Annotated in this window: 15 protein-coding genes and 1 riboswitch; of the genes, 3 read left to right on the forward strand and 12 right to left on the reverse strand. The window is 73.8% G+C overall.

What is annotated here, in order from left to right:
* Nucleotides 1-182 precede the first annotated feature (182 nt).
* The 6 genes from ACFZB9_RS15180 to ACFZB9_RS15205 all read right to left on the reverse strand — a co-directional run bounded on the left by ACFZB9_RS15180 (nt 183) and on the right by ACFZB9_RS15205 (nt 9,630).
* Nucleotides 183-2,708, reverse strand: a complete 2,526-nt coding sequence (locus ACFZB9_RS15180) for a collagenase (RefSeq protein ID WP_391447183.1) — start codon at nt 2,706-2,708, stop codon at nt 183-185.
* Between the two features lie 270 nt (nt 2,709-2,978).
* A complete protein-coding gene (locus ACFZB9_RS15185; RefSeq protein ID WP_391447185.1) occupies nt 2,979-4,340 on the reverse strand; it encodes a cobyrinate a,c-diamide synthase in 1,362 nt (453 codons plus the stop codon).
* 8 nt (nt 4,341-4,348) lie between these two features.
* Complete coding sequence (gene cobO / locus ACFZB9_RS15190; protein WP_329579689.1) at nt 4,349-4,945, reverse strand: cob(I)yrinic acid a,c-diamide adenosyltransferase; 597 nt, start codon at nt 4,943-4,945, stop codon at nt 4,349-4,351.
* Between the two features lie 4 nt (nt 4,946-4,949).
* Nucleotides 4,950-7,070, reverse strand: a complete 2,121-nt coding sequence (locus ACFZB9_RS15195) for a putative cobaltochelatase (protein WP_391447404.1) — start codon at nt 7,068-7,070, stop codon at nt 4,950-4,952.
* A 35-nt stretch (nt 7,071-7,105) separates the two neighbouring features.
* Entirely contained in the window at nt 7,106-8,656 is a 1,551-nt protein-coding gene (locus ACFZB9_RS15200; RefSeq protein ID WP_391447187.1) for a cobyric acid synthase, read from the reverse strand.
* Nucleotides 8,653-9,630, reverse strand: a complete 978-nt coding sequence (locus ACFZB9_RS15205) for a cobalamin biosynthesis protein (protein ID WP_391447189.1) — start codon at nt 9,628-9,630, stop codon at nt 8,653-8,655. Before ACFZB9_RS15205 ends, ACFZB9_RS15200 begins: the two co-directional genes overlap by 4 nt.
* Before the next feature lie 33 nt (nt 9,631-9,663).
* Nucleotides 9,664-9,864, reverse strand: a riboswitch (cobalamin riboswitch).
* A 160-nt stretch (nt 9,865-10,024) separates the two neighbouring features.
* Between ACFZB9_RS15205 and ACFZB9_RS15210 the strand changes: the two genes are divergently transcribed.
* Entirely contained in the window at nt 10,025-10,750 is a 726-nt protein-coding gene (locus tag ACFZB9_RS15210; protein WP_391447191.1) for a transcriptional regulator, read from the forward strand.
* Nucleotides 10,751-10,796: 46 nt separating this feature from the next.
* Here ACFZB9_RS15210 and ACFZB9_RS15215 read toward each other — a convergent pair whose 3' ends face one another.
* Genes ACFZB9_RS15215 through ACFZB9_RS15230 form a run of 4 tightly spaced genes read right to left on the reverse strand, consistent with a single transcriptional unit; the run spans nt 10,797 to nt 13,088 of the window.
* A complete protein-coding gene (locus ACFZB9_RS15215; RefSeq protein WP_391447193.1) occupies nt 10,797-11,537 on the reverse strand; it encodes a hypothetical protein in 741 nt (246 codons plus the stop codon).
* Nucleotides 11,538-11,552: 15 nt separating this feature from the next.
* The gene (locus tag ACFZB9_RS15220; RefSeq protein ID WP_391447195.1) at nt 11,553-11,864 is read right to left on the reverse strand and encodes a type VII secretion target; all 312 of its coding nucleotides are present in this window, start codon (nt 11,862-11,864) and stop codon (nt 11,553-11,555) included.
* 36 nt (nt 11,865-11,900) lie between these two features.
* Nucleotides 11,901-12,635, reverse strand: coding sequence for a hypothetical protein (locus ACFZB9_RS15225; RefSeq protein ID WP_391447197.1), 735 nt, complete (start codon nt 12,633-12,635; stop codon nt 11,901-11,903).
* Between the two features lie 57 nt (nt 12,636-12,692).
* Complete coding sequence (locus tag ACFZB9_RS15230; RefSeq protein ID WP_391447199.1) at nt 12,693-13,088, reverse strand: hypothetical protein; 396 nt, start codon at nt 13,086-13,088, stop codon at nt 12,693-12,695.
* A gap of 396 nt (nt 13,089-13,484) precedes the next feature.
* Between ACFZB9_RS15230 and ACFZB9_RS15235 the strand changes: the two genes are divergently transcribed.
* Both ACFZB9_RS15235 and ACFZB9_RS15240 read left to right on the forward strand, forming a co-directional pair.
* On the forward strand, nt 13,485-14,612 hold the full coding sequence (locus tag ACFZB9_RS15235; RefSeq protein ID WP_391447201.1) for an alpha/beta hydrolase: 1,128 nt from the start codon (nt 13,485-13,487) through the stop codon (nt 14,610-14,612).
* A gap of 301 nt (nt 14,613-14,913) precedes the next feature.
* The gene (locus ACFZB9_RS15240) at nt 14,914-16,380 is read left to right on the forward strand and encodes a hypothetical protein (RefSeq protein WP_391447203.1); all 1,467 of its coding nucleotides are present in this window, start codon (nt 14,914-14,916) and stop codon (nt 16,378-16,380) included.
* Between the two features lie 132 nt (nt 16,381-16,512).
* Here ACFZB9_RS15240 and ACFZB9_RS15245 read toward each other — a convergent pair whose 3' ends face one another.
* Together ACFZB9_RS15245 and ACFZB9_RS15250 are read right to left on the reverse strand one after the other, a co-directional pair.
* Complete coding sequence (locus tag ACFZB9_RS15245; protein ID WP_391447205.1) at nt 16,513-17,409, reverse strand: CDP-alcohol phosphatidyltransferase family protein; 897 nt, start codon at nt 17,407-17,409, stop codon at nt 16,513-16,515.
* On the reverse strand, nt 17,396-18,088 hold the full coding sequence (locus tag ACFZB9_RS15250; RefSeq protein WP_327066586.1) for a phosphatidylserine decarboxylase: 693 nt from the start codon (nt 18,086-18,088) through the stop codon (nt 17,396-17,398). Before ACFZB9_RS15250 ends, ACFZB9_RS15245 begins: the two co-directional genes overlap by 14 nt.
* Nucleotides 18,089-18,154: the final 66 nt, after the last annotated feature.

Below are 18,154 nucleotides of genomic sequence, written 5' to 3' on the forward strand. Positions count from 1 at the left end.
GGACCGACCGCGCTCCACAGGGTCCATCCCGATGGATCGTGGGCACGGGCAACCGCCACACGGCGTTGGTTCCTGTGTACAGACCCGACCGCACAGGCCCGTTGGCGCGTTCTCCAGCTGTGGGGCCGGAGCGGCGGTCCGAAGCCGGGTGCTCCGGGCCGCCGCGTCGTTCAACGGGTGGATCAGTACTGCGTGGAGATGGTCACGCCGCTGAAGTCGGTCTGGGCGTAGAGGCTGATGTAGCGGTAGCCGGCGGTGGTGTTGGTGACGGTCAGGCTCTGGGTGGTGCTGTTGTTGGTCGAGCCGTTGGTGTAGGCGCTCGGCGTGGCCCAGGTGTTGGGGTTGTAGAGCAGGTAGGCGGTGCCGGTGCCGCTGGTGCTGTTGATCTTCAGCGTGGTGGTGCCGGCCGGCAGGTAGATGTAGTAGTAGTCCAGGTTGCCGGCGGTCGCGGACTGGTTGGCCCGGAAGCAGTTCTGGTCCAGCACCTGGGTGTTGGTGGCAGTGCAGGCGGTGAGGCCGCTGACGGTGACGGACTGGGTGATGCTGCTGGTCTTGCCGCTGCTGTCGGTCACGGTGAGGCTGACGCTGTAGGTGCCGGCCGCGGTGTAGGTGTGCGACGGGCTGGCGCTGGTGGAGCTGGTGCCGTCACCGAAGTTCCAGGCCCAGGAGGAGATGGAGCCGCTGCCGGAGTCGGTGGACTGGTCGGTGAACTGGACGGTCTGGGCAGAGGGGGCGGCGCTGAAGGCAGCGGTCGGGGTGCCGCCGACCACGCAGGCGCCGGCGGCGCAGGCGTCCAGCCAGGTGTTGAAGTCGGCGTCGTACGCGGTGCCGATCGAGTTGTAGGTCGCGTAGCCACCGGTGTAGTCACCGGTGCGGAAGTGGCTCAGCATGTTGGCGATGACGTCCGGGTGCTTCTCGACCATGTACCGGACGGCGAGGTAGCCCCACGGGTAGGTGCGGGTGGTGTCGCTGTTCTCGTAGGTGTTCTGGAAGAGCGTGCTGAGCGCGTAGGTGTGCTTGGGGGCCTCGGCCACCGCGCCGGTGTCGGTCACGTTCCGGTAGGTGTAGGAGACATATTCGGCCACGCCCTCGATCCACCAGACGTCCGGGACGGTGGTCTGCTGGGTGAAGTCGCCCTTCATGTCGTAGCGGCCGTCAAGGGCGTGGGTGTACTCGTGGTTGAGGTTCCAGACTCCGGCGGTGAAGCCGTCGTCGCCGTTCTGGTAGGTGATCGAGATCGGCTGGTTGGTGGGGCTGGTCGGGTCGCCGACCAGGGTCATGCCGCCGTTGTTGGTGCTGATCCCGTAGATCCCGCCCGCGTAGGTCTGGTAGTCCTGCGGGGAGGCGAAGACCACCATCTGCAGCGAGTTCTCGTACTGGCCGGGGATCGGGCCGTTGTCCTTGACCAGGTTGTGGACGAACGGGTCCTGGTTCTGCAGGCTGGTGCAGACGGCGGACAGGTCGGCCGCGGTCAGGCTCTGCGCGAGGATGCTGTGCGTCGGGTCGCAGGTGTAGCTGATCGGCAGGGCAGCGGCCTTGAGCTGCTGCGGCAGGTTGCAGACGTCGTAGTAGGAGCAGTTGGTCGGGTCGTAGTAGGCGGCCATGCCGGCGACGCCGACCCAGAGCGCGGAGGTCGGGCCGGTGATCGAGGAGATGTCCATCAGGCCCTTGATCAGCGGGCGGACGGTGGCTGTCAGGGCCGGGTGCTCGATGAACCGGGCGGTCTCCAGACCGGCGTTGGACGCCAGGAAGGAGTTGCTGGTGCCCAGCAGGTCCTTGTGGTTCAGCGCGAAGCTGTCCAGCGTGGTGATCAGGCTCGGGTCGGCGGTGACCGCGGCGACGTAGTCCGGGTTCTGGTGGCCGCGGAAGATCGGGGTGTACACGGAGTTGACGAAGTTCACCATGTACCAGGAGGAGTTGTACGAGCTGTTGTAGCCGTTCAGCACCTGCTTGTACGTGTTGATGTAGCGAGCCTGCAGGTTGGCGCTGTCGCTGAGGATCATCGCCTCGCCGCCGACCTGGCCGTTGCCGTCGTTCACGTCGGTGAAGTGCGAGCCGGCGACGAGCGGGTCGAGGCCGGCCTGCACCGCGCTGGTGAGCGTGGCGTCGTAGGGGCCGACGTCGGTGGGGTGGTAGTACTGCACGTAGTAACCGGCCTGCAGGAAGTACTCCAACTGGAAGATGCCGGTGGAGTTGTCGCCGGTGTAGGAGGCGGCGGCGCTCTGGAAGCCGCTGGCCACGGACAGCATCTGGCTCTCCTTGAACACACCGGCGGCGTCGCTGCCGCTGGTGAGGAAGAGCGAGCTGATGCAGTCCTGGCTCGATCCCTCGATGAAGCTGACCAGGGCAGAGCCGGTGCGGCCGCTGAAGTCGGCCGGGGTGCAGGAGGTGACGGCGTTCGCGGCCCGGCCGGATGCCCTGGCGGCGGCGAGCTTGGGCGCGGGCGCCTTGGGGGCGGCGGACTGCGGGGAGCGCGGGGGGAGTTGGGCGGGGGCGAGTCGGCCGTTCTGTACGGCGGCCCGGTCGTTGGTGCTTGCTATGCCGCCGGTCGGCGGCAGGCCGCGGTTGGGGTTCGCGGCCTGGTTGACCTGCTGATCGGGTTTCACTGTCGCGACGGCAAAGCTCGGGGCGGCGGCAAATCCGGTGACGGCCGTACTCGCCGCGGCGAGCACCGCCATGATTCTGGGCAGCCGGAATAACTGACGCATCGTCACTCCTTGGTGGGGGACCAGTGGATGCGCCTCAGGGTTCGAGCGTGGAGGCGTTGTCAGGGACGGTCTCACGCACCGCGCGGCAAATCAATAAGATGTAACATGTTATATGTCGCATCTCGCTTGCCTCTCGGCTGCGGATCGGCCCGCAACGGTCCGGATGGGACGAATCGGGCTCGTACCTCGCGCGCCACGTTTCGCGCGCGATGTGGCGATCGTGCCCGCGCACCCCGACGCGACCACCGGAGTGCTCGGCTGCTGAGCGCCTCAGTGCCCCGCGGCCGCCTGTACGAGCCGCTGGGCCACCCCCGGGGCCCCTGCCCAGTGGAGGTGGAGGTAGCTCGCGTGGACGTTGCCCGCCACGAAACCCTCGCGGTGTGGGGCGCCCGTCGGGGTGCGCCAGGCCCAGGCGGGGGTGGCGGCGGCCGGGTCGCAGGTGGTGCGGTGGAACTCGTGGCCGCGGATGCGGGTGCCGGTGGCGGCGAGGGGGCTGTCGTGGAGGGCGACGGCCTCGCGGTAGCCGAGGGTGAGGCGCTCGGTCATCCGGGCGGTGGTGTCGAGTACGCCGCACATCGGGCGGCCGTCCAACTCGCGCCCCAGATAGAGGAGTCCGGCGCACTCGGCGGCGATCGGGGCGCCGGTGGCGGCCAGGGCGGCGATCGCGGCGCGCAGTGGGGTGTTGTCGCTCAGCTGGGCGGCGTAGACCTCGGGGAAGCCGCCGCCGATGACCAGGGCTGATGTCCCGTCAGGAGGGCGGGAGTCGTGCAGTGGGTCGAAGGGGAGGAGCTCCGCTCCGGCGGCGGTGAGGAGTTCGGCGTTCTCGGCGTAGGAGAAGGAGAAGGCGGGGCCGGCGGCCAGTGCGATCCGGGGGCGGGGGCCGGTCGGTGCGGTGACCTCGGCGGCCGGGTCCCAGGCTTCGGCGCGCAGCGGCGGGGCGGACCGGGCCAGCGCCAGGACGGCGTCCAAGTCCACCGAGGCCGCGATGAGTTCGCCCATCTCGGCGACGGCGCGCAGCGCGTCGGCCGAGCGCTCCACCACCGGTACCAGGCCCAGGTGGCGGGAGGGCGTGGCGACGGCGGCCGTGCGGCGCACGGCGCCGAGCACCGGTACGCCCGCGCCCTCCTCCAGGGCCTCGCGCAGCAGTTGCTCGTGGCGATCGGAGGCGACCCGGTTGAGGATCACCCCGGCCAGGCGCACCTCGGGGTCCCAGGAGGCGAAGCCGTGCACCAGCGCGGCCACCGAGCGGGACTGCGAGGAGCCGTCCACCACCAGGATCACCGGTGCCCGCAGCAGCTTGGCGACCTGCGCGGTGGAGGCCAGTTCGCCGCGCCCGGAGGCGCCGTCGAACATCCCCATGACGCCCTCGATCACCGCCAGGTCGGCCCCGGCGGCGCCGTGCCGCAGCAGCGGCTCGATCCGCTCGGGGCCGCACAGGAAGGCGTCCAGGTTGCGCCCCGGCCGACCGGTGGCCAGGCCGTGGTAGCCCGGGTCGATGTAGTCGGGGCCGACCTTGTGCGGGGAGACCTTCAGGCCGCGCGCGGTGAGCGCGGCCATCAGGCCGGTGGCGACGGTGGTCTTGCCCGCGCCGGAGGAGGGGGCGGCGATCACGACCCGGGGGAGGTGCGGCACGGCTGTTCCTACCACTCGATCCCGCGCTGGCCCTTGCGACCGGCGTCCATCGGATGCTTCACCTTGGTCATCTCGGTGACCAGGTCGGCCAGTTCGAGCAGCGGCTCGGGCGCGTAGCGGCCGGTGATCACGACGTGCTGGGAGCCGGGACGTTCCCGCAGCACCTCCACCACCTCGGCGACGTCCACCCAGCCCCAGTGCATCGGGTAGGTGAACTCGTCCAGCACGTACAGGCGGTAGGTCTCGGCGGCGAGGTCGCGCTTGACCTGCTGCCAGCCCTCCTTGGCCGCCTCCTCGCTGGACTCCAGATCCCGCTGCACCCAGGACCAGCCCTCGCCCATCTTGTGCCAGGTGACGCTGCCGCCCTCGCCGGAGGCGCCCAGCACCTTCAACGCGTTCTCCTCGCCCACCTTCCACTTGGCGGACTTGACGAACTGGAACACCCCGATCGGCCAACCCTGGTTCCAGGCGCGCAGCGCGAGCCCGAAGGCGGCGGTCGACTTGCCCTTGCCGGGGCCGGTGTGCACGGCGGTGATCGGCTGGGTACGGCGCTGACGGGTCGTCAGACCATCGTCGGGGACGGTCTCGGGCTTGCCCTGGGGCATCGGGTCACGCTGCCTTTCGCGCGGAGGAGCGGGCGGAGGGAAGGGCGGAGGATCGGGTGGCGGGAAGAGAGGAGGAGCGGTGGGCGTGCACCAGGGCGGCCACGCCCTCGGCGCGCAGCTCGTCCAAGGTGACGGTGCTGGCGCGCAGTTGGGCCGCGAGCGTGCGGGCGAGGCCGAGCCGCACCGGTCCCGACTCGCAGTCCAGCACCACGGCGGCGGTGCCCTGGGCGGCCAGCAGGCCGGCGGCCCGCCCCGCCTCGCCGAGCGCCGCGCGCCCGCCGGTGGCCCGTCCGTCGGTGACCACGACCAGCAGCGGGCGGCGCAGCGGATCACGCAGCCGCTCCAGCCGCAGTACCTCGTGGGCCCGCAGCAGCCCGGCCGCCAGCGGGGTGCGGCCGCCGGTGGGCAACTGCTCCAGGCGGGCCGCGCCGACCTCCACCGAGGAGGTGGGCGGCAGCGCCAGTTCGGCGCCGGTGCCGCGGAAGGTGATCAGGCCGATCTTGTCCCGGCGCTGGTAGGCGTCCATCAGCAGGGAGAGCACCGCGCCCTTGACCGCGGTCATCCGCTGCCGGGCCGCCATCGAGCCCGAGGCGTCGACCACGAAGAGCACCAGGTTGGACTCCCGGCCGTGGCGCACCTGTTCGCGGAAGTCGTCGCCGCGCAGCTCCAGCGCCCGTCCGGTCCGGCCCCGGGCCAGCTGGTGCGGCGCGGCGGCCCGCAGGGTGGCGGACAGGTGCAGCCGGGTCAGCGCGCCCTGTGGGCGGCGGGCACGCACCGTGTGGCCGCCGTCGGTCTCGGCGGGGGAGCGGCGGCCCTGGCTGCCGTGGCCGGTGCCCGGGACCTTGAACAGCCGTGTCCGGTAGGGCTGTTCGGCTGCCACGGGGGCGGACTCGCGGGACGGGCCGGCCGGGTTGGGCAGCCGCGGCGGGGTGTCGGTGGGGGGCTCGGTGGGCTTGGTGGGTTCGGCGGGCCCGGCCGGCGCCGAGGGCTCGGCGGTCGGCGCGGACGAGGGGTCGGGCGCACCGCCCCCGTCCGGCCCACCGCCGTCGCCGTCGCCGTCCTCGCCGTCGCCGCCGCCGTCCGGGCCCCCGTCATCCGGACCGCCCCCGTCACCGCCCTCCGGCCCGTCGCCCTCCGGCGGCTCCGGCTCCTGGCCGTGCTCGTCCAGCGTCCGCTCCAACTGCTCCTCGTCCAGCCCGGGCGCGTCGAACGGGTTGCGCCGCCGCCGGTGCGGCAGGGCGAGCCGGGCCGCCTGGCGGACGTCCTCCTCGACCACCGCGGTGCGCCCGTCCCAGGCCGCCAGCGCGACCGCGGTGCGGGCCATCACGATGTCCGCGCGCAGCCCGTCCACCTCGAAGGCCGCGCAGACGGCCGTGATCTGGCGCAGTGCGGCGTCGCCCAGCACCACCGAGGGCAGCAGGGCGCGCGCGGTGGTGATCCGCTCGGCCAGGGCCCGCTCCTCGTCCTGGTAGCGGGCCGCGAAACCGGCCGGGTCCGCGTCGTAGGCGAGCCTGCGCCGCACCACCTCGGCCCGCTCCACCGGGTCCCGGGTGGCCGCGATCTCCACGGTCAGCCCGAACCGGTCGAGCAGCTGCGGACGCAGCTCGCCCTCCTCCGGGTTCATCGTGCCCACCAGCAGGAACCGCGCCGCGTGCCGCACCGAGACGCCCTCGCGCTCCACGTACGAGCGCCCCATCGCCGCGGCGTCCAGCAGCAGGTCCACCACGTGGTCCTGGAGCAGGTTGACCTCGTCGATGTAGAGCACGCCGCGGTGCGCCTGGGCCAGCAGACCGGGCTCGTAGGCCTTCACGCCCTGGGCGAGGGCCCGCTCCAGGTCCAGCGAGCCGACGATCCGGTCCTCGGTCACGCCGACCGGCAGCTCCACCAGCCGGGCCGCCCGGTCCAGGGCGGCAGCGCCGGGGTGCGGCCCGTCCGGGCACTGCGGGTCCGGCGCCGTGGGGTCGCAGGCGAAGCGGCAGCCGTCGACCACCGTGATGGAGGGCAGCAGCCCGGCCAGCGCGCGCACCATGGTCGACTTCGCGGTGCCCTTCTCGCCGCGCACCAGCACCCCGCCGACGGCCGGCGCGACGGCGTTCAGCAGCAGGCCGAGCCGCAGGTCCGCCATGCCGACGATCGCGGTGAAGGGGTATCGGACGTCACTCACGGGCGGTCACCTTCCATAGTGCGCGCGGCCGGCGCGCCCGGGGGTACGAACGGCGCATCGCCGACGACGCCGTTCTCGATCAGCCGCCAGAGCGCGTCGGTGTCGGCATGCTCCTCGATCAGGTCGCCCAGCCGGTCCAGCCGGGCCTCGCGGGCGGCCGCGAAGTCGGTGTCGGGAGCCGGCGTGAAGTCCCGCCCGGCGAGCGCGGCCACCTCGCGCAGGAACGCCCGGCGGAAGCCGTCGTTCTCCAGCACCCCGTGCCAGGTGGTGCCCCAGACGGCGCCCTCGCGGCAGCCGTCCAGGCTCTGCCCGTGGCCATCGGAGATGAACGGAGCACCACCCTCCACGGTGACCACCCCGTGGTGGATCTCGTAGCCCTCGACCCGCTCGCCGAAGGCCTCGCCGACCGGTCGGGCGAGCACCTTCCCGGGCCCGAACTCGACCGCGGTCGGCAGCAGTCCGAGACCGTCCACCTGCCCCGCGCCGGACTCCACGAGGTCGGTGATCCGCCGCCCGAGCATCTGGTAGCCGCCGCAGATCCCGAGCACCGGGCGCCCGGCGGCGGCCCGCTCGCGCAGCGGCCGTTCCAGGCCGCGCTCGCGCAGCCAGGCGAGGTCGGCGACGGTGGCCCGGGTGCCGGGCAGCACCACGAGGTCGGCGTCGGCCAGCTCCTCGGGGCGGGTGGCCCACCGCACCAGCACCCCGGGCTCCTGGGCCAGCGCGTCCAGGTCGGTGAAGTTGGACAGCCGGGGGAAGCGCGGCACGGCCACCCGCAGCACGTCCGCGCCGTACGGGCCCACCGCCTCGGCGTGCGCCACCGCGGTGGACAGGTCCAGCGAGTCCTCGGCGTCCAGCCACAGGCCCGGCAGCATCGGCAGGGTGCCGAGCACCGGACGGCCGGTCAGCTCGTGCAGCATGTCCAGGCCGGGTTTCAGCAGCCGGGCGTCGCCACGGAACTTGTTCACCAGCCAGCCCGCCACCAGCCGCTGGTCCTCGGCACAGAGCAGCGCCAGGGTGCCGAACATCGCGGCGAAGACCCCGCCGCGGTCGATGTCCCCGACCACCACCACCGGCAGCCCGGCGGCCCTGGCCAGGCCCATGTTGGCGATGTCGCCGGCGCGCAGGTTGATCTCGGCGGGCGAGCCCGCGCCCTCGCAGATCACCACGTCGAAGCGGCGGCGCAGGTCGGCCAGGCACTCCAGCGAGCGCTGGAGCAGGTAGGGCTTGCGGTCCCGGTAGTCGAGCGCGCCGACCTCGCCGACCGGGCGGCCGAGCAGCACCACCTGGCTGCGCCCGTCGGCGCCCGGCTTGAGCAGCACGGGGTTCATCGCCGCCTCCGGCTCGACCCGCGCGGCCTGGGCCTGCATCACCTGGGCCCGGCCGATCTCGGCGCCGTCCAGGGTGACCATCGAGTTGAGCGACATGTTCTGCGCCTTGAACGGGGCCACCTTGACGCCCTGGCGCACCAGCCAGCGGCAGATCCCGGCGGTCACCACGCTCTTGCCGGCATCCGAGGTGGTGCCGGCCACCAGCAGTGCGTTGCTCATATCCGCCCCTTACGTGTACGGGTCAGCACGGCCAGGCGCAGCGCCACCGTGGTCCCCAGTGCCAGCAGCCCGACCCGGCGCGAGAGCCGGCAGGCCCGCTCGATGTCCGCCACCGCGACCGGGCGCAGTTCGGCGCCGAGCACCGGGCGGTGCTCCACCTCGGCGCCGTAGTGCAGGGTGCCGCCCAGGCGTACGCCCAGCGCGCCCGCGAAGGCCGACTCGGCCTGCCCGGCGTTCGGGCTCGGGTGCGCGCCGCCGTCGCGCCGCCAGACGCGCCAGGCGGTGTCGCGGCGCTCGGCCGCGGCCACCGTGAGCAGCGCGGTCAGCCGGGCGCCGGGCCAGCCGGCCACGTCGTCCAGCCGGGCCGCGGCCCAGCCGAACCGGCGGTAGCGCGCGGACTTGTGACCCACCATCGCGTCCAGCGTGTTGACGGCACGGAAGGCGAGCAGCCCGGGGGTGCCCGCGAGTGCGCCCCAGACCAGGGCGTTGACCACGGCGTCGGCGGTGTTCTCGGCCACCGACTCGACCACGGCGCGGGCCAGCTGCCGCTCGTCCAGCGCGCTCGGATCGCGCCCGCACAGGTGCGGCAGGCGCCGGCGGGCGGCCGCCAGATCACCGGCGGTCAGCGCGGCGCCGATGGTGCGGGCCTCGCGGGTGAGCGAACTGCCGCCGAGCACCGTCCAGGTGGCGGCGGCCGTCAGCGCGGCGGCGGTCCAGGACGAGCCCGCCCGGCGCCGGGTGGCCAGCCGCTGTGCGCCCGCGGCGCCCGCCGCCACCGCGGTGACGCAGAGCGCGGTGTGCAGCGCCCCCGCCCCGCGGTGGTCGCGCCAGAGCGCGCGTTCCAGTCGGGTGGCCGCGCGGCCGAAGGCGGCCACCGGGTGGCCGCGTCGCGGGTCGCCGAACCGGGCGTCGGCGGCGTAGCCGGTCAGGGCGCCGAGGGCGTACGGCAGCGCGCGGTGGGAGACCCCCGCCATCTGTTGCGTGTCCTCACTCAGGGTCCGCGCCCTGGATCGACGAAGCGGAGGTGAGAGTCTCCTGGCTCCCGGGTGGTGACGCACGCCCGGGCCTTCCAACGGCCCTGTGGCGGGCCGCCGTGACCGTTCGTCGGGCGTGCTCCCCGGTGACAGTGGCGGGACCGCGCCGGATTCGCACCGGCTTCCTCTCCATGCCTCCGATTGGCCCAAGGATCCCATCACGCGCGCGAAGCGGGAGTCAACCAGGTCACCGGCCGAGTCGGTCACACCACGGGGGCGCCGGGCCGATCCGGTGGAGCGCTGGCCGATCGTCCAACGGCGGTCGGCGGGCCGCCGAGCGGCTTCGTGCGTTCAGCGGCTGGGTGCGCCGCGGCCTTGACCCTAGCGTCGGCGCATGCGAAGAAGCCGGCCGCCGGCCCCCACCCCGGTCCCGTTCTCCCCGCGGGCCGCCCGCGCCCACCGGGAGAGCCTAGGCCTGACGCCCGAACAGGTGGTGGGCGCGATGTCCGCCCACGGCGTGCGTCTGCTGGCGACCCACCTGACCGCCTGGGAGAGCGGCGAGCTGCGCCCCAGCGAGCGGGAGTTCATCGCGCTGGCCCGGGCCCTGTGGTGCCCGGCGGCCGAACTGATGGGCCGGCCGCCCGCCTCGCTGCGCGACTTCCGGGTGGCCAGGGAGCTGACCGCGGAGCAGACCGCCGCCCGGATCGGGATGGGCCCGGACGGCTACGCCACCGCCGAGCTGACCGGGCGTTGGGCCGGGAGCCCGGAGCAGAGCGCCGCACTGGCCGAGGCGCTCGGCCTGACCCTGCGCGACCTGGTGCTGCGGGTGTGCGGTGCGGGCGAGGAGCTCGACCAGCGGCTGCACCAGTGCGTCCAGGGGCGCTGGCAGGCCCAGCTGCCGGCGGTGGCGGCGCTGGTACCGGTGCCGCGGCCGAGCCTGGCCGCGGTGCTGGCCGCGCTGCCGGGCGAGTACCAGGTGGCCTCGCACTGGGGCACCGGCTCCTGGGGCGCCCCGGCGCCCGGTGCGCCGGGCCCGGTGACGGGGGAGCCGGCGGTGCCGCGGCTCGAACGGTTCTGGGCGCTGCTGGCCGGCCAGGACACCGGGGGGATCCCGGTCTGACCCGCCGCGAGGGGCCGGCGCGCACTGCCGCCGGTCCCTCGCGCGGTCACACGCCGGGCTGCACCGAGACCGGCCAGTGGCCGCCGGGGAACTGGCTGGTGTCGACGGCGTTGCCGTGCAGCGCGGCCATCTCCTTGGCCTGGGCACCGAGCAGCGCGGTCAGGGCGGCCACGGCACCGACGATCACCGCGGTGTTGACCCCGGCCTCCTCCAGGATGAGCGCCAGACCGGCCCAGGAGAAGACCACCGAACCGAGTGCGACGATGGCCGCGATGGTGGCGGAGATGAACTTCACCAGGACCAGCCCGATCGCGACGTAGAACGTCAGACCGGCCACCGCGCACAGCTCCAGCGAGGTCGAGGTCTTGTCGCAGATGCCGCCGAGCGCGGTCGCCGCGGCGGCCTGGCGCGGTATCTCCTTCGTGTACGCGTCGGCAGCCGGGCCCTTCCAGTCGTCGGTGGTGCCGAGGATCGCGGGCTGGAGCTCACCGGTGACCCCGTTGGCCAGGCCGCGCAGGCTCTCCCACTGGAAGCCGTGGATCGCCAGGTAGATCGGGGCGGCGACGCCCTCCAGGCACTCCTTGATCTTGTTCAGGATCCAGGAGCCGACCTCGCAGAGCTTGCGCCCGAACCAGATCACCTTGTCGGCCAGCCAGTCCGGCACCCACCACTGGTTGGCGGCGTCGTTGGCCTTGCCGGGCACGGAGTCGAGCTTGGCCGACAGGTCGCCGATGCCCGAGTTGAGCTTGTCGACCGTGCCCTGGTACTGATTCGCGTCGAACGCCACGTCACTCGCCCCGTTTCACTTGGTGCCGATGCCGCTGACGGCGGCCTTGTTCTGCTGTTCGGTGTGGTCGTAGGAGTCGGCGACCTTGCGCAGCCCGTTGGCGATGCCCTTGAGGTTCGTCTGCCCTTCCTGCGTGCGCCCCTGGACCGCGTTCACGACCTCCATGTAGGCGCTGACCATGATCTGGAAGACGCCCGCCTGGATGCGGTCCGTCGCCATCGAGCCGACAGAGGCGTTGATCTTCCCCAGCTGGTCGCTCTGCTGGTCCCAGATCCCGGCCTCCTTGCGGAGCGTGTCAGTGGTCACCTTGAAGCCGTCGTCGGCCATCGTGCCGGTACCTCCGGTATCCGTGCGTGGGGTGGGTCAGGAGTCTGCGAGCCGACGCGGGTCCATGAGCAGGGCGAGGGCCTCGCGCAGGAGCGCGTCCGAACCGGAGGCCTGGCCCTTGGACCGCTGCACGGCAGCGGCGAGGTCGCTGTGCGCGTGCGAGAGCGCTTGCGCCAGCGCGCGGTTGAGTTCGCCCGAGCTCTGGGCAGCCAGCCAGCGCTCGTCCGCGTCACAGGCGGCCAGCCCGGCCGGGGAGAGGACGAGGGTGAGGCGGCCGTTCTGGTCCGCGCCGCGACCCTGGACCGGTGAGGCCGGCGTGCCGGCCTGGTCGAGGGCCGTCAGCGTGTCCTCGACCAGGACGTCCAGCGGGCGCGGCTCGACCTGGCTCAGGTCGCCCAGCAACAGGGTCAGGTCCACGGGGGCCGGCTCGGCGGGCGACGGTGCGTCGGGGTGGGGGAGCTGGTCGGGGACGGCGTCCCAGAGCGCCTGCCCCTCGCGCTCCTGCCAGACCGAGAGCCGCGCGACGGAGGCCGCCTGGCCCGCCTCGACCACCGCACCGCCGAGCTCGGCGGCGGAGAGCCGCTGCTGCCAGTTCGAGGCCACGTCGATGCTGCGGGGGAGGTCGTCCGGCCCGAGCACGACGGTCACCGTGCCGCTGCGGTCGGTGCCTTCGGAGCGCGACGGGAGGACGTCCCGGGCCTGGGCGAGGGCACCGGTGAGCTCGCCCAGAAAGGTGTTCATCTGCTGAAGATCGCGCAGGATGTCGCTCATGAAAAGATGATCTCCATGCTGACCCGACCGTCTGTCAGGACGCCGGGTTGGAAGGGGTCAGGAGCGCTGGTCGGGCGAGCCGAGGAGCTGGCCGCAGAGCAGGGCCAGCGGGACGGCCGCGTCGCCGAGCAGCAGCAGGCCCGCGGTGGCGATTCCGGAGTTGCCGGTGAAAAGGTCGAAGCCGATCAGGGCCGTCAGTACGGCGCCGAAGGCGAGCAGGCTTCCCGCCGTCACCCGAGCCGCGCGGGACAGCGAAGGCCGCCACACTCCGACCACCACGGCCACGGCCGCGAGCACGGCGGTGCCGAGCACCACGGCGGTCGCCCACGCGGCGGGAGCACCGGCCTTGCCGTGCCAGATCAGCGGACAGGGCAGCAGGGTGACGTCGGCCATCGCTCCGAGGAAGACCAGCGTGAGCCGGGACGCGGGCTTCTTGGCCCGCTTGGTGCTCATCGTCGACCGGTCAGGACCGTGTCCTGCCGTCGAACCGTGCTGACCTGGATCTCTTGCGACATGCTCGTGCCCCCGTGGCGTGTGTCAAAGCTCAGAGGGCACCGTAACAGCCGACCCTGACGGTTGCCCGGACACCCCGGTCGACCCATGGGATCGGAACAGAGTCTCCCGAACGCCTCGACAGCCTGTTCACACCGGAGCCGCCGCGTCCGGGGCGTGCCCGAGGTGCCCGGACGGCGGTGCTGCGGTGGCCGGACGGTAGGGCGCGCGGTGGACTGGGAAGGTCGTGTCCGCCGTCACCGTGGACGCCGCCGTCACCGTGGACGCCGTCGCACCGAGGTCGCCGTCACCGAGGCCGCCGTCACCAAGTCCGCCGTCACCAAGTCCGGGAGAGCCATGCGTTGGGGAACCGCCGTCGCCGCAGCCACCGCCGTCGCCGCCGCCGCGGGTGCGGCCGTCCTGCTGATCGGGCGCCGGGTCGCCGATCTGAGCCTGCGCCCCGAGCTCGCCGAGGACGGCGCTCTCAAGGGCGAGCCCGCGCTGCGGGTGCTGGAGGTCGGCGCCCACGAGGTGAGCCTGACCCGCACTCAGGCCGGGCTGCGCCGCGGCCGCTACGCGCTGGACTGGCCCGGCGGCCACGCGGTGGTCGGCCAGGTGCTGCGCACCGGCCCGCGCAGCGTCACTCGCCGCCTGGAGCTGACCGCCGGCGGCCCGCTGACGGCGGGCACCGAGGTGGAGCTGAGCCCCCGGGTGCTGCGCGGTGACCCGGGTTCGGCCTGCGGCCTGGACTACATGGACGTGATCGTCGACGGCGAGCTCGGCGGGCTGCCCGCCTGGTACGTGCCGGCGGTCCGCGGCACCTGGGTGATCGCGGTGCACGGCCGGCTCGCCGACCGCCGTCAGGCGCTGCCCGTGCTGCCGGTGCTCAAGCGGCTCAACCTGCCCGCGCTGGTGGTCAGCTACCGCGGCGACCAGGGCGCGCCGGCCTCGCCGGACGGCATCGGGCACTTCGGCGAGACCGAGTGGCACGACGTGGAGGCGGCGGTCCGGTTCGCCAAGGAGGCGGGCGCCGGGCGGATCGTGCTCTACGGCTGGTCGGTGGGCGCGGCGACGGTGCTGCAGACCGCCGCCCGCTCCGAGTACCGGGCGTCGGTGGCCGGCCTGGTGCTGGACTCGCCGGTGCTCGACTGGTCGGCCTCGGTGCGCGGGGTGGCCGCCCGGTCCGGTGTGCAGGGCGCGCTGGCCGGGAAGCTGGGGGCCTGGTCGGCCGAGGCGCGCACCGGGGTGGACCAGGAGGCCTTCGCCAGGATCGCCGACGGCGCGGAGCTGGCCGCGCCCACCCTGCTGCTGCACAGCCCGCAGGACGCCGTGGCGCCGTTCGCCGCCGCCCAGCGGCTGGCCGACCGCCGCTCGGACCTGGTAAGCCTGTACCCGGTGCCGGATGCCGGGCACGCCGCGCTGTGGAACGCCGACCCGCACGGGTACGAGGAGCGGCTGCGGCGCTTCCTGACGCCGCTGCTCTGAGCCGGCCGCCAGGGCCGCGGGTCGCCCGCGGCCGCCGGGCCCGGGTGCGCGCACTGGGTCACCCCTTGACCACGGTCCGTGCCCCCCACTAGTGTCGTGCACAAGTCACGCGGCCGTCCCTGGGCCCGGTTTGGCCACTCTTGCCCCGAGTCCGCCCGGCCGGCTACCCCAGTCCGTCGAAGACGCGCCGAACTCGATGTGACAGAAGCCCCGTACACGGGGAAGACTGCACGGCGTGACGTCTCGGAATCCGCGCGACCGTGATGCCCCGCTCCCGCCGACCACGGGTACCGGCGCGACGGTGACCCGTCTACCCGGTACGACCCGCCGCGCCGACGGCACGCAGCCGGGCCGCCCCGCCGCCCCCCGCCGCCGCCCGCCCAAGCCGGCCCCCGGCCGCGGCCGGCTCCCGGTGCCCGAGGGCTTCCCCGGCCCCGCCGAGCTCGCCCCGCTGGCCCGCCTGATGCTCACCGACGCGGTGCGCATCGCGCGCTGGGCCGGTGAGCTGGAGACCGTCGACAAGCGCGGCGAACTGCTCCCCGATGACGCCCGGGCGGCCGGCCGCGCGCTGGCCATGACGGTCGGCGCCGCCGCCAAGGCCTGGGGCCAGGCCCTGCTGGTGGGCCTGGTCGAGCCGCGGGACGGCGGCGCGGCCCCCGGCTGGCGGCTGCACGCCTGGGAGCACGACGACGAGGCCGTGCTGCGCGGCTGGTCCGCGCTCTTCGACGCCTGGACGCTGCTCGCCCCGGTGCCGCCCGCCGCGCTGCGCGGCGTCTTCGCGGTGCTCGCCGGGCAGGCCGTGGACCAGGCCCCCCAGCTGCTCTCCTTCCTGCACCTGGTGGACGGTCCGGTGGCCGAGAGCGAGCTGATGGAGCTGCTGCGGCGGGGCCTGGGGGCACCTCCCGGCCACCAGGCCGGGGCAGAGCGCCGCCACGGCGCCGGACCGGGCTTCGCCAGCCTGTCGCCGGTCCCGCACGCGGCCTCGGCCGTCTCGGCCGTGCGCGGCACCTGCCGCGAGCCGCAGATCGACACCCCGCCCGCGCCCTCCGACATCGCGGCCGTGCTGGACTGGATGCTGGACGGTCTGACCGCCGTCGGTGCCGTGGTGCGGGCCTCCGACGCCGCCGAGCTCTCCTCGCTGGGCCACTGGGCGGTGCGCGCCAAGCTGGAGGAGATCTGCACGGTCGCCCAGACCGCCGCCGGCCACATCGAGCAGAGCGCGCTGGAACTGCTGGACGCCTGCGCCCACTACTCCCCGGGCCCGGCCCGCGCCGAGTACCGGGCCTGGGTGGCCGCCCGCCCGGTGGACCGCGCCGTCCACGAACTCCTGGAGGCCGCCCGCGGCGAGGACGCGCTGCTGCGCGGGCTCGCCTTCGAGGCGCTGCGGGTGGCCGGCGGCACCGCCGAGCAGGCCGTGCGGACCGCGATCGACGAGCCGGTGCTGCGCCCGTACGCGCTGCTCTGGCTGGCCGAGCAGCTGGACGAGGACGGCGTGGTGCCCTCCGACGTGCTGAGCGCCGAGGACGCCGCCTGGCTCTGGGTGGACACCGCCGCCGCCGTGCTGGACCACGGTGAGGTCGAGCTGCTGGTCGGCCACGTGGAGGGGGCCAGCGCCGGTGACCCGGTGCGGCTGTTCGCCCGGGCCCGCCAGTCCGGCCACGCGCGCGCCGCCTCGGTGCTCACCGCGGTGGCGAGCGTGCACCCCGACGCCGCGGTGGCCCGGGCCGCCCGGCGCTCGGCGTTCAGCGTGCACCACGGCGGCGCCTGACCCCGGCGGCCGTCGGCCGCACCGACGCGCACCAACGACGCGCACCAACGACGCGCACACCTACGCGCACCGCAAAGACCGCGGCCCCCGATCCGTCCGGATCGGGGGCCGCGGTCTTTGGCGGGTGGCGGATCAGCAGCCGCGGGACTCCGCGCGGCGGGCCCGCACGTCGCCGACCTTCTGGCCGACCTTGCGGCGGATCACCAGCAGCGGGGCCATGGCGGCCAGCGCGATCTGGGCGACGGCGCCGATGTGCATCAGCACGTCGCCACCGGGCAGACCGGCGGCCCAGGCGGCCAGGCAGCCGATCGAGACCACGATCCAGGCGAGCGTGGCGGTGGCCAGCAGGCCCTGCGGCTTGGGGTACTCGACCTTGCTGACCATCAGGTAGGCCACGCCGAAGATGGCCAGCAGGCCGGCCAGGAACGGCGGGTCGAGCAGCACGATGGCGATCACCGTCATCGCGCCCATCGGGCAGGGCATGCCCTGGAAGACGCCGGGGCGCATCTTCACCGCGGAGAACCGGGCCAGCCGCAGCACCACCGAGAGCAGCACGGTCAGCGCGATGAAGGCGGACAGGCCCTGGCCGTTCCCGCCCGAGCCACCGACGATGCCCCAGACGGCGACGAAGTAGGCGGGCGCGATGCCGAAGCTGATCAGGTCGGCCAGGTTGTCCAGCTCCGCGCCCAGCGCCGAGGAGCGCAGCTTGCGGGCCACCAGGCCGTCGAAGAGGTCGCACATCGAGCCGAGCAGCAGCAGCGTCACCGCGGTGGCCGCGCCGTGCCGGATCATCCCGCCGGTGCCGTCGCCGGTGCCGCTGATGTGCGGGATGAGCATGTTGGTGGTGATCGAGTAGATCGCCAGGAAGCCGCAGACGGCGTTGCCCAGGGTCAGGAAGTCCGCCGTGGACAGGGTCTGCGGTGAGCGCGGCGCGCGTAGTTCGCGGTCGCGCGCCCAGCGGCGCCGGCGCAGCTCGGTCTCCTCCGAGTCGCCGATGCCCACCAGGGTCTCGGGATCAGTCACGGTCAAGGCGTGTCACCCCCGCGGTCGTCTTCTGGCCGACCTCGACGCCGACCTCGACGCCGGGCGGCAGGTAGGTGTCGACGCGGGAGCCGAAGCGGATCAGGCCGATCCGCTCGCCCTGCTCGACCTTGGTACCGGCGGGCACGTAGGGCACGATGCGACGCGCCACGGCGCCGGCGATCTGCACCATCTCGATGTCGCCGAGTTCGGTGTCGAAGTGCCAGACGACCCGCTCGTTGCGGTCGCTGTCCTTGTTGAACGCGGGGACGAAGCCGCCGGCGATGTGCTCGACGGAGGTCACGGTGCCCGGCAGCGGCGCCCGGTTGACGTGCACGTTGAGCGGGCTCATGAAGATCGCCACGCGAGTGCGGCCGTCCGGCCAGGCGTCGATGCTCTGCACCACGCCGTCGGCCGGCGAGATCACTCTGCCGGCGCCGATCTCGCGCTCGGGGTCGCGGAAGAACCACAGCATGCCCGCGCTGAGCGCGCAGGTCGGTACCGCCGCGAGGGCCCACTTGCCGTTCCGCTTGGTGAGAGCGGTGGTCAGGGCCGCGGTGGCCAGGGTCGGGACGAACCAGGGGGTGGCTCCGCGCGCGATGGTGACGCGGGGTCGCCGGCCGGCCGTCTCGGGAGCGAGGGCATCGCGTTCCGTGACGGAGGAGCGTGGGGACGGGCTGATGGGCATCGAAGACCTTTATCGCGGGGGATCTTGGCCTGCACGGGGGCCAACCGCGGGGATCGGGTGATAAGG

Source organism: Kitasatospora sp. NPDC008050, assembly GCF_042957465.1.
Lineage (GTDB): Bacteria > Actinomycetota > Actinomycetes > Streptomycetales > Streptomycetaceae > Kitasatospora.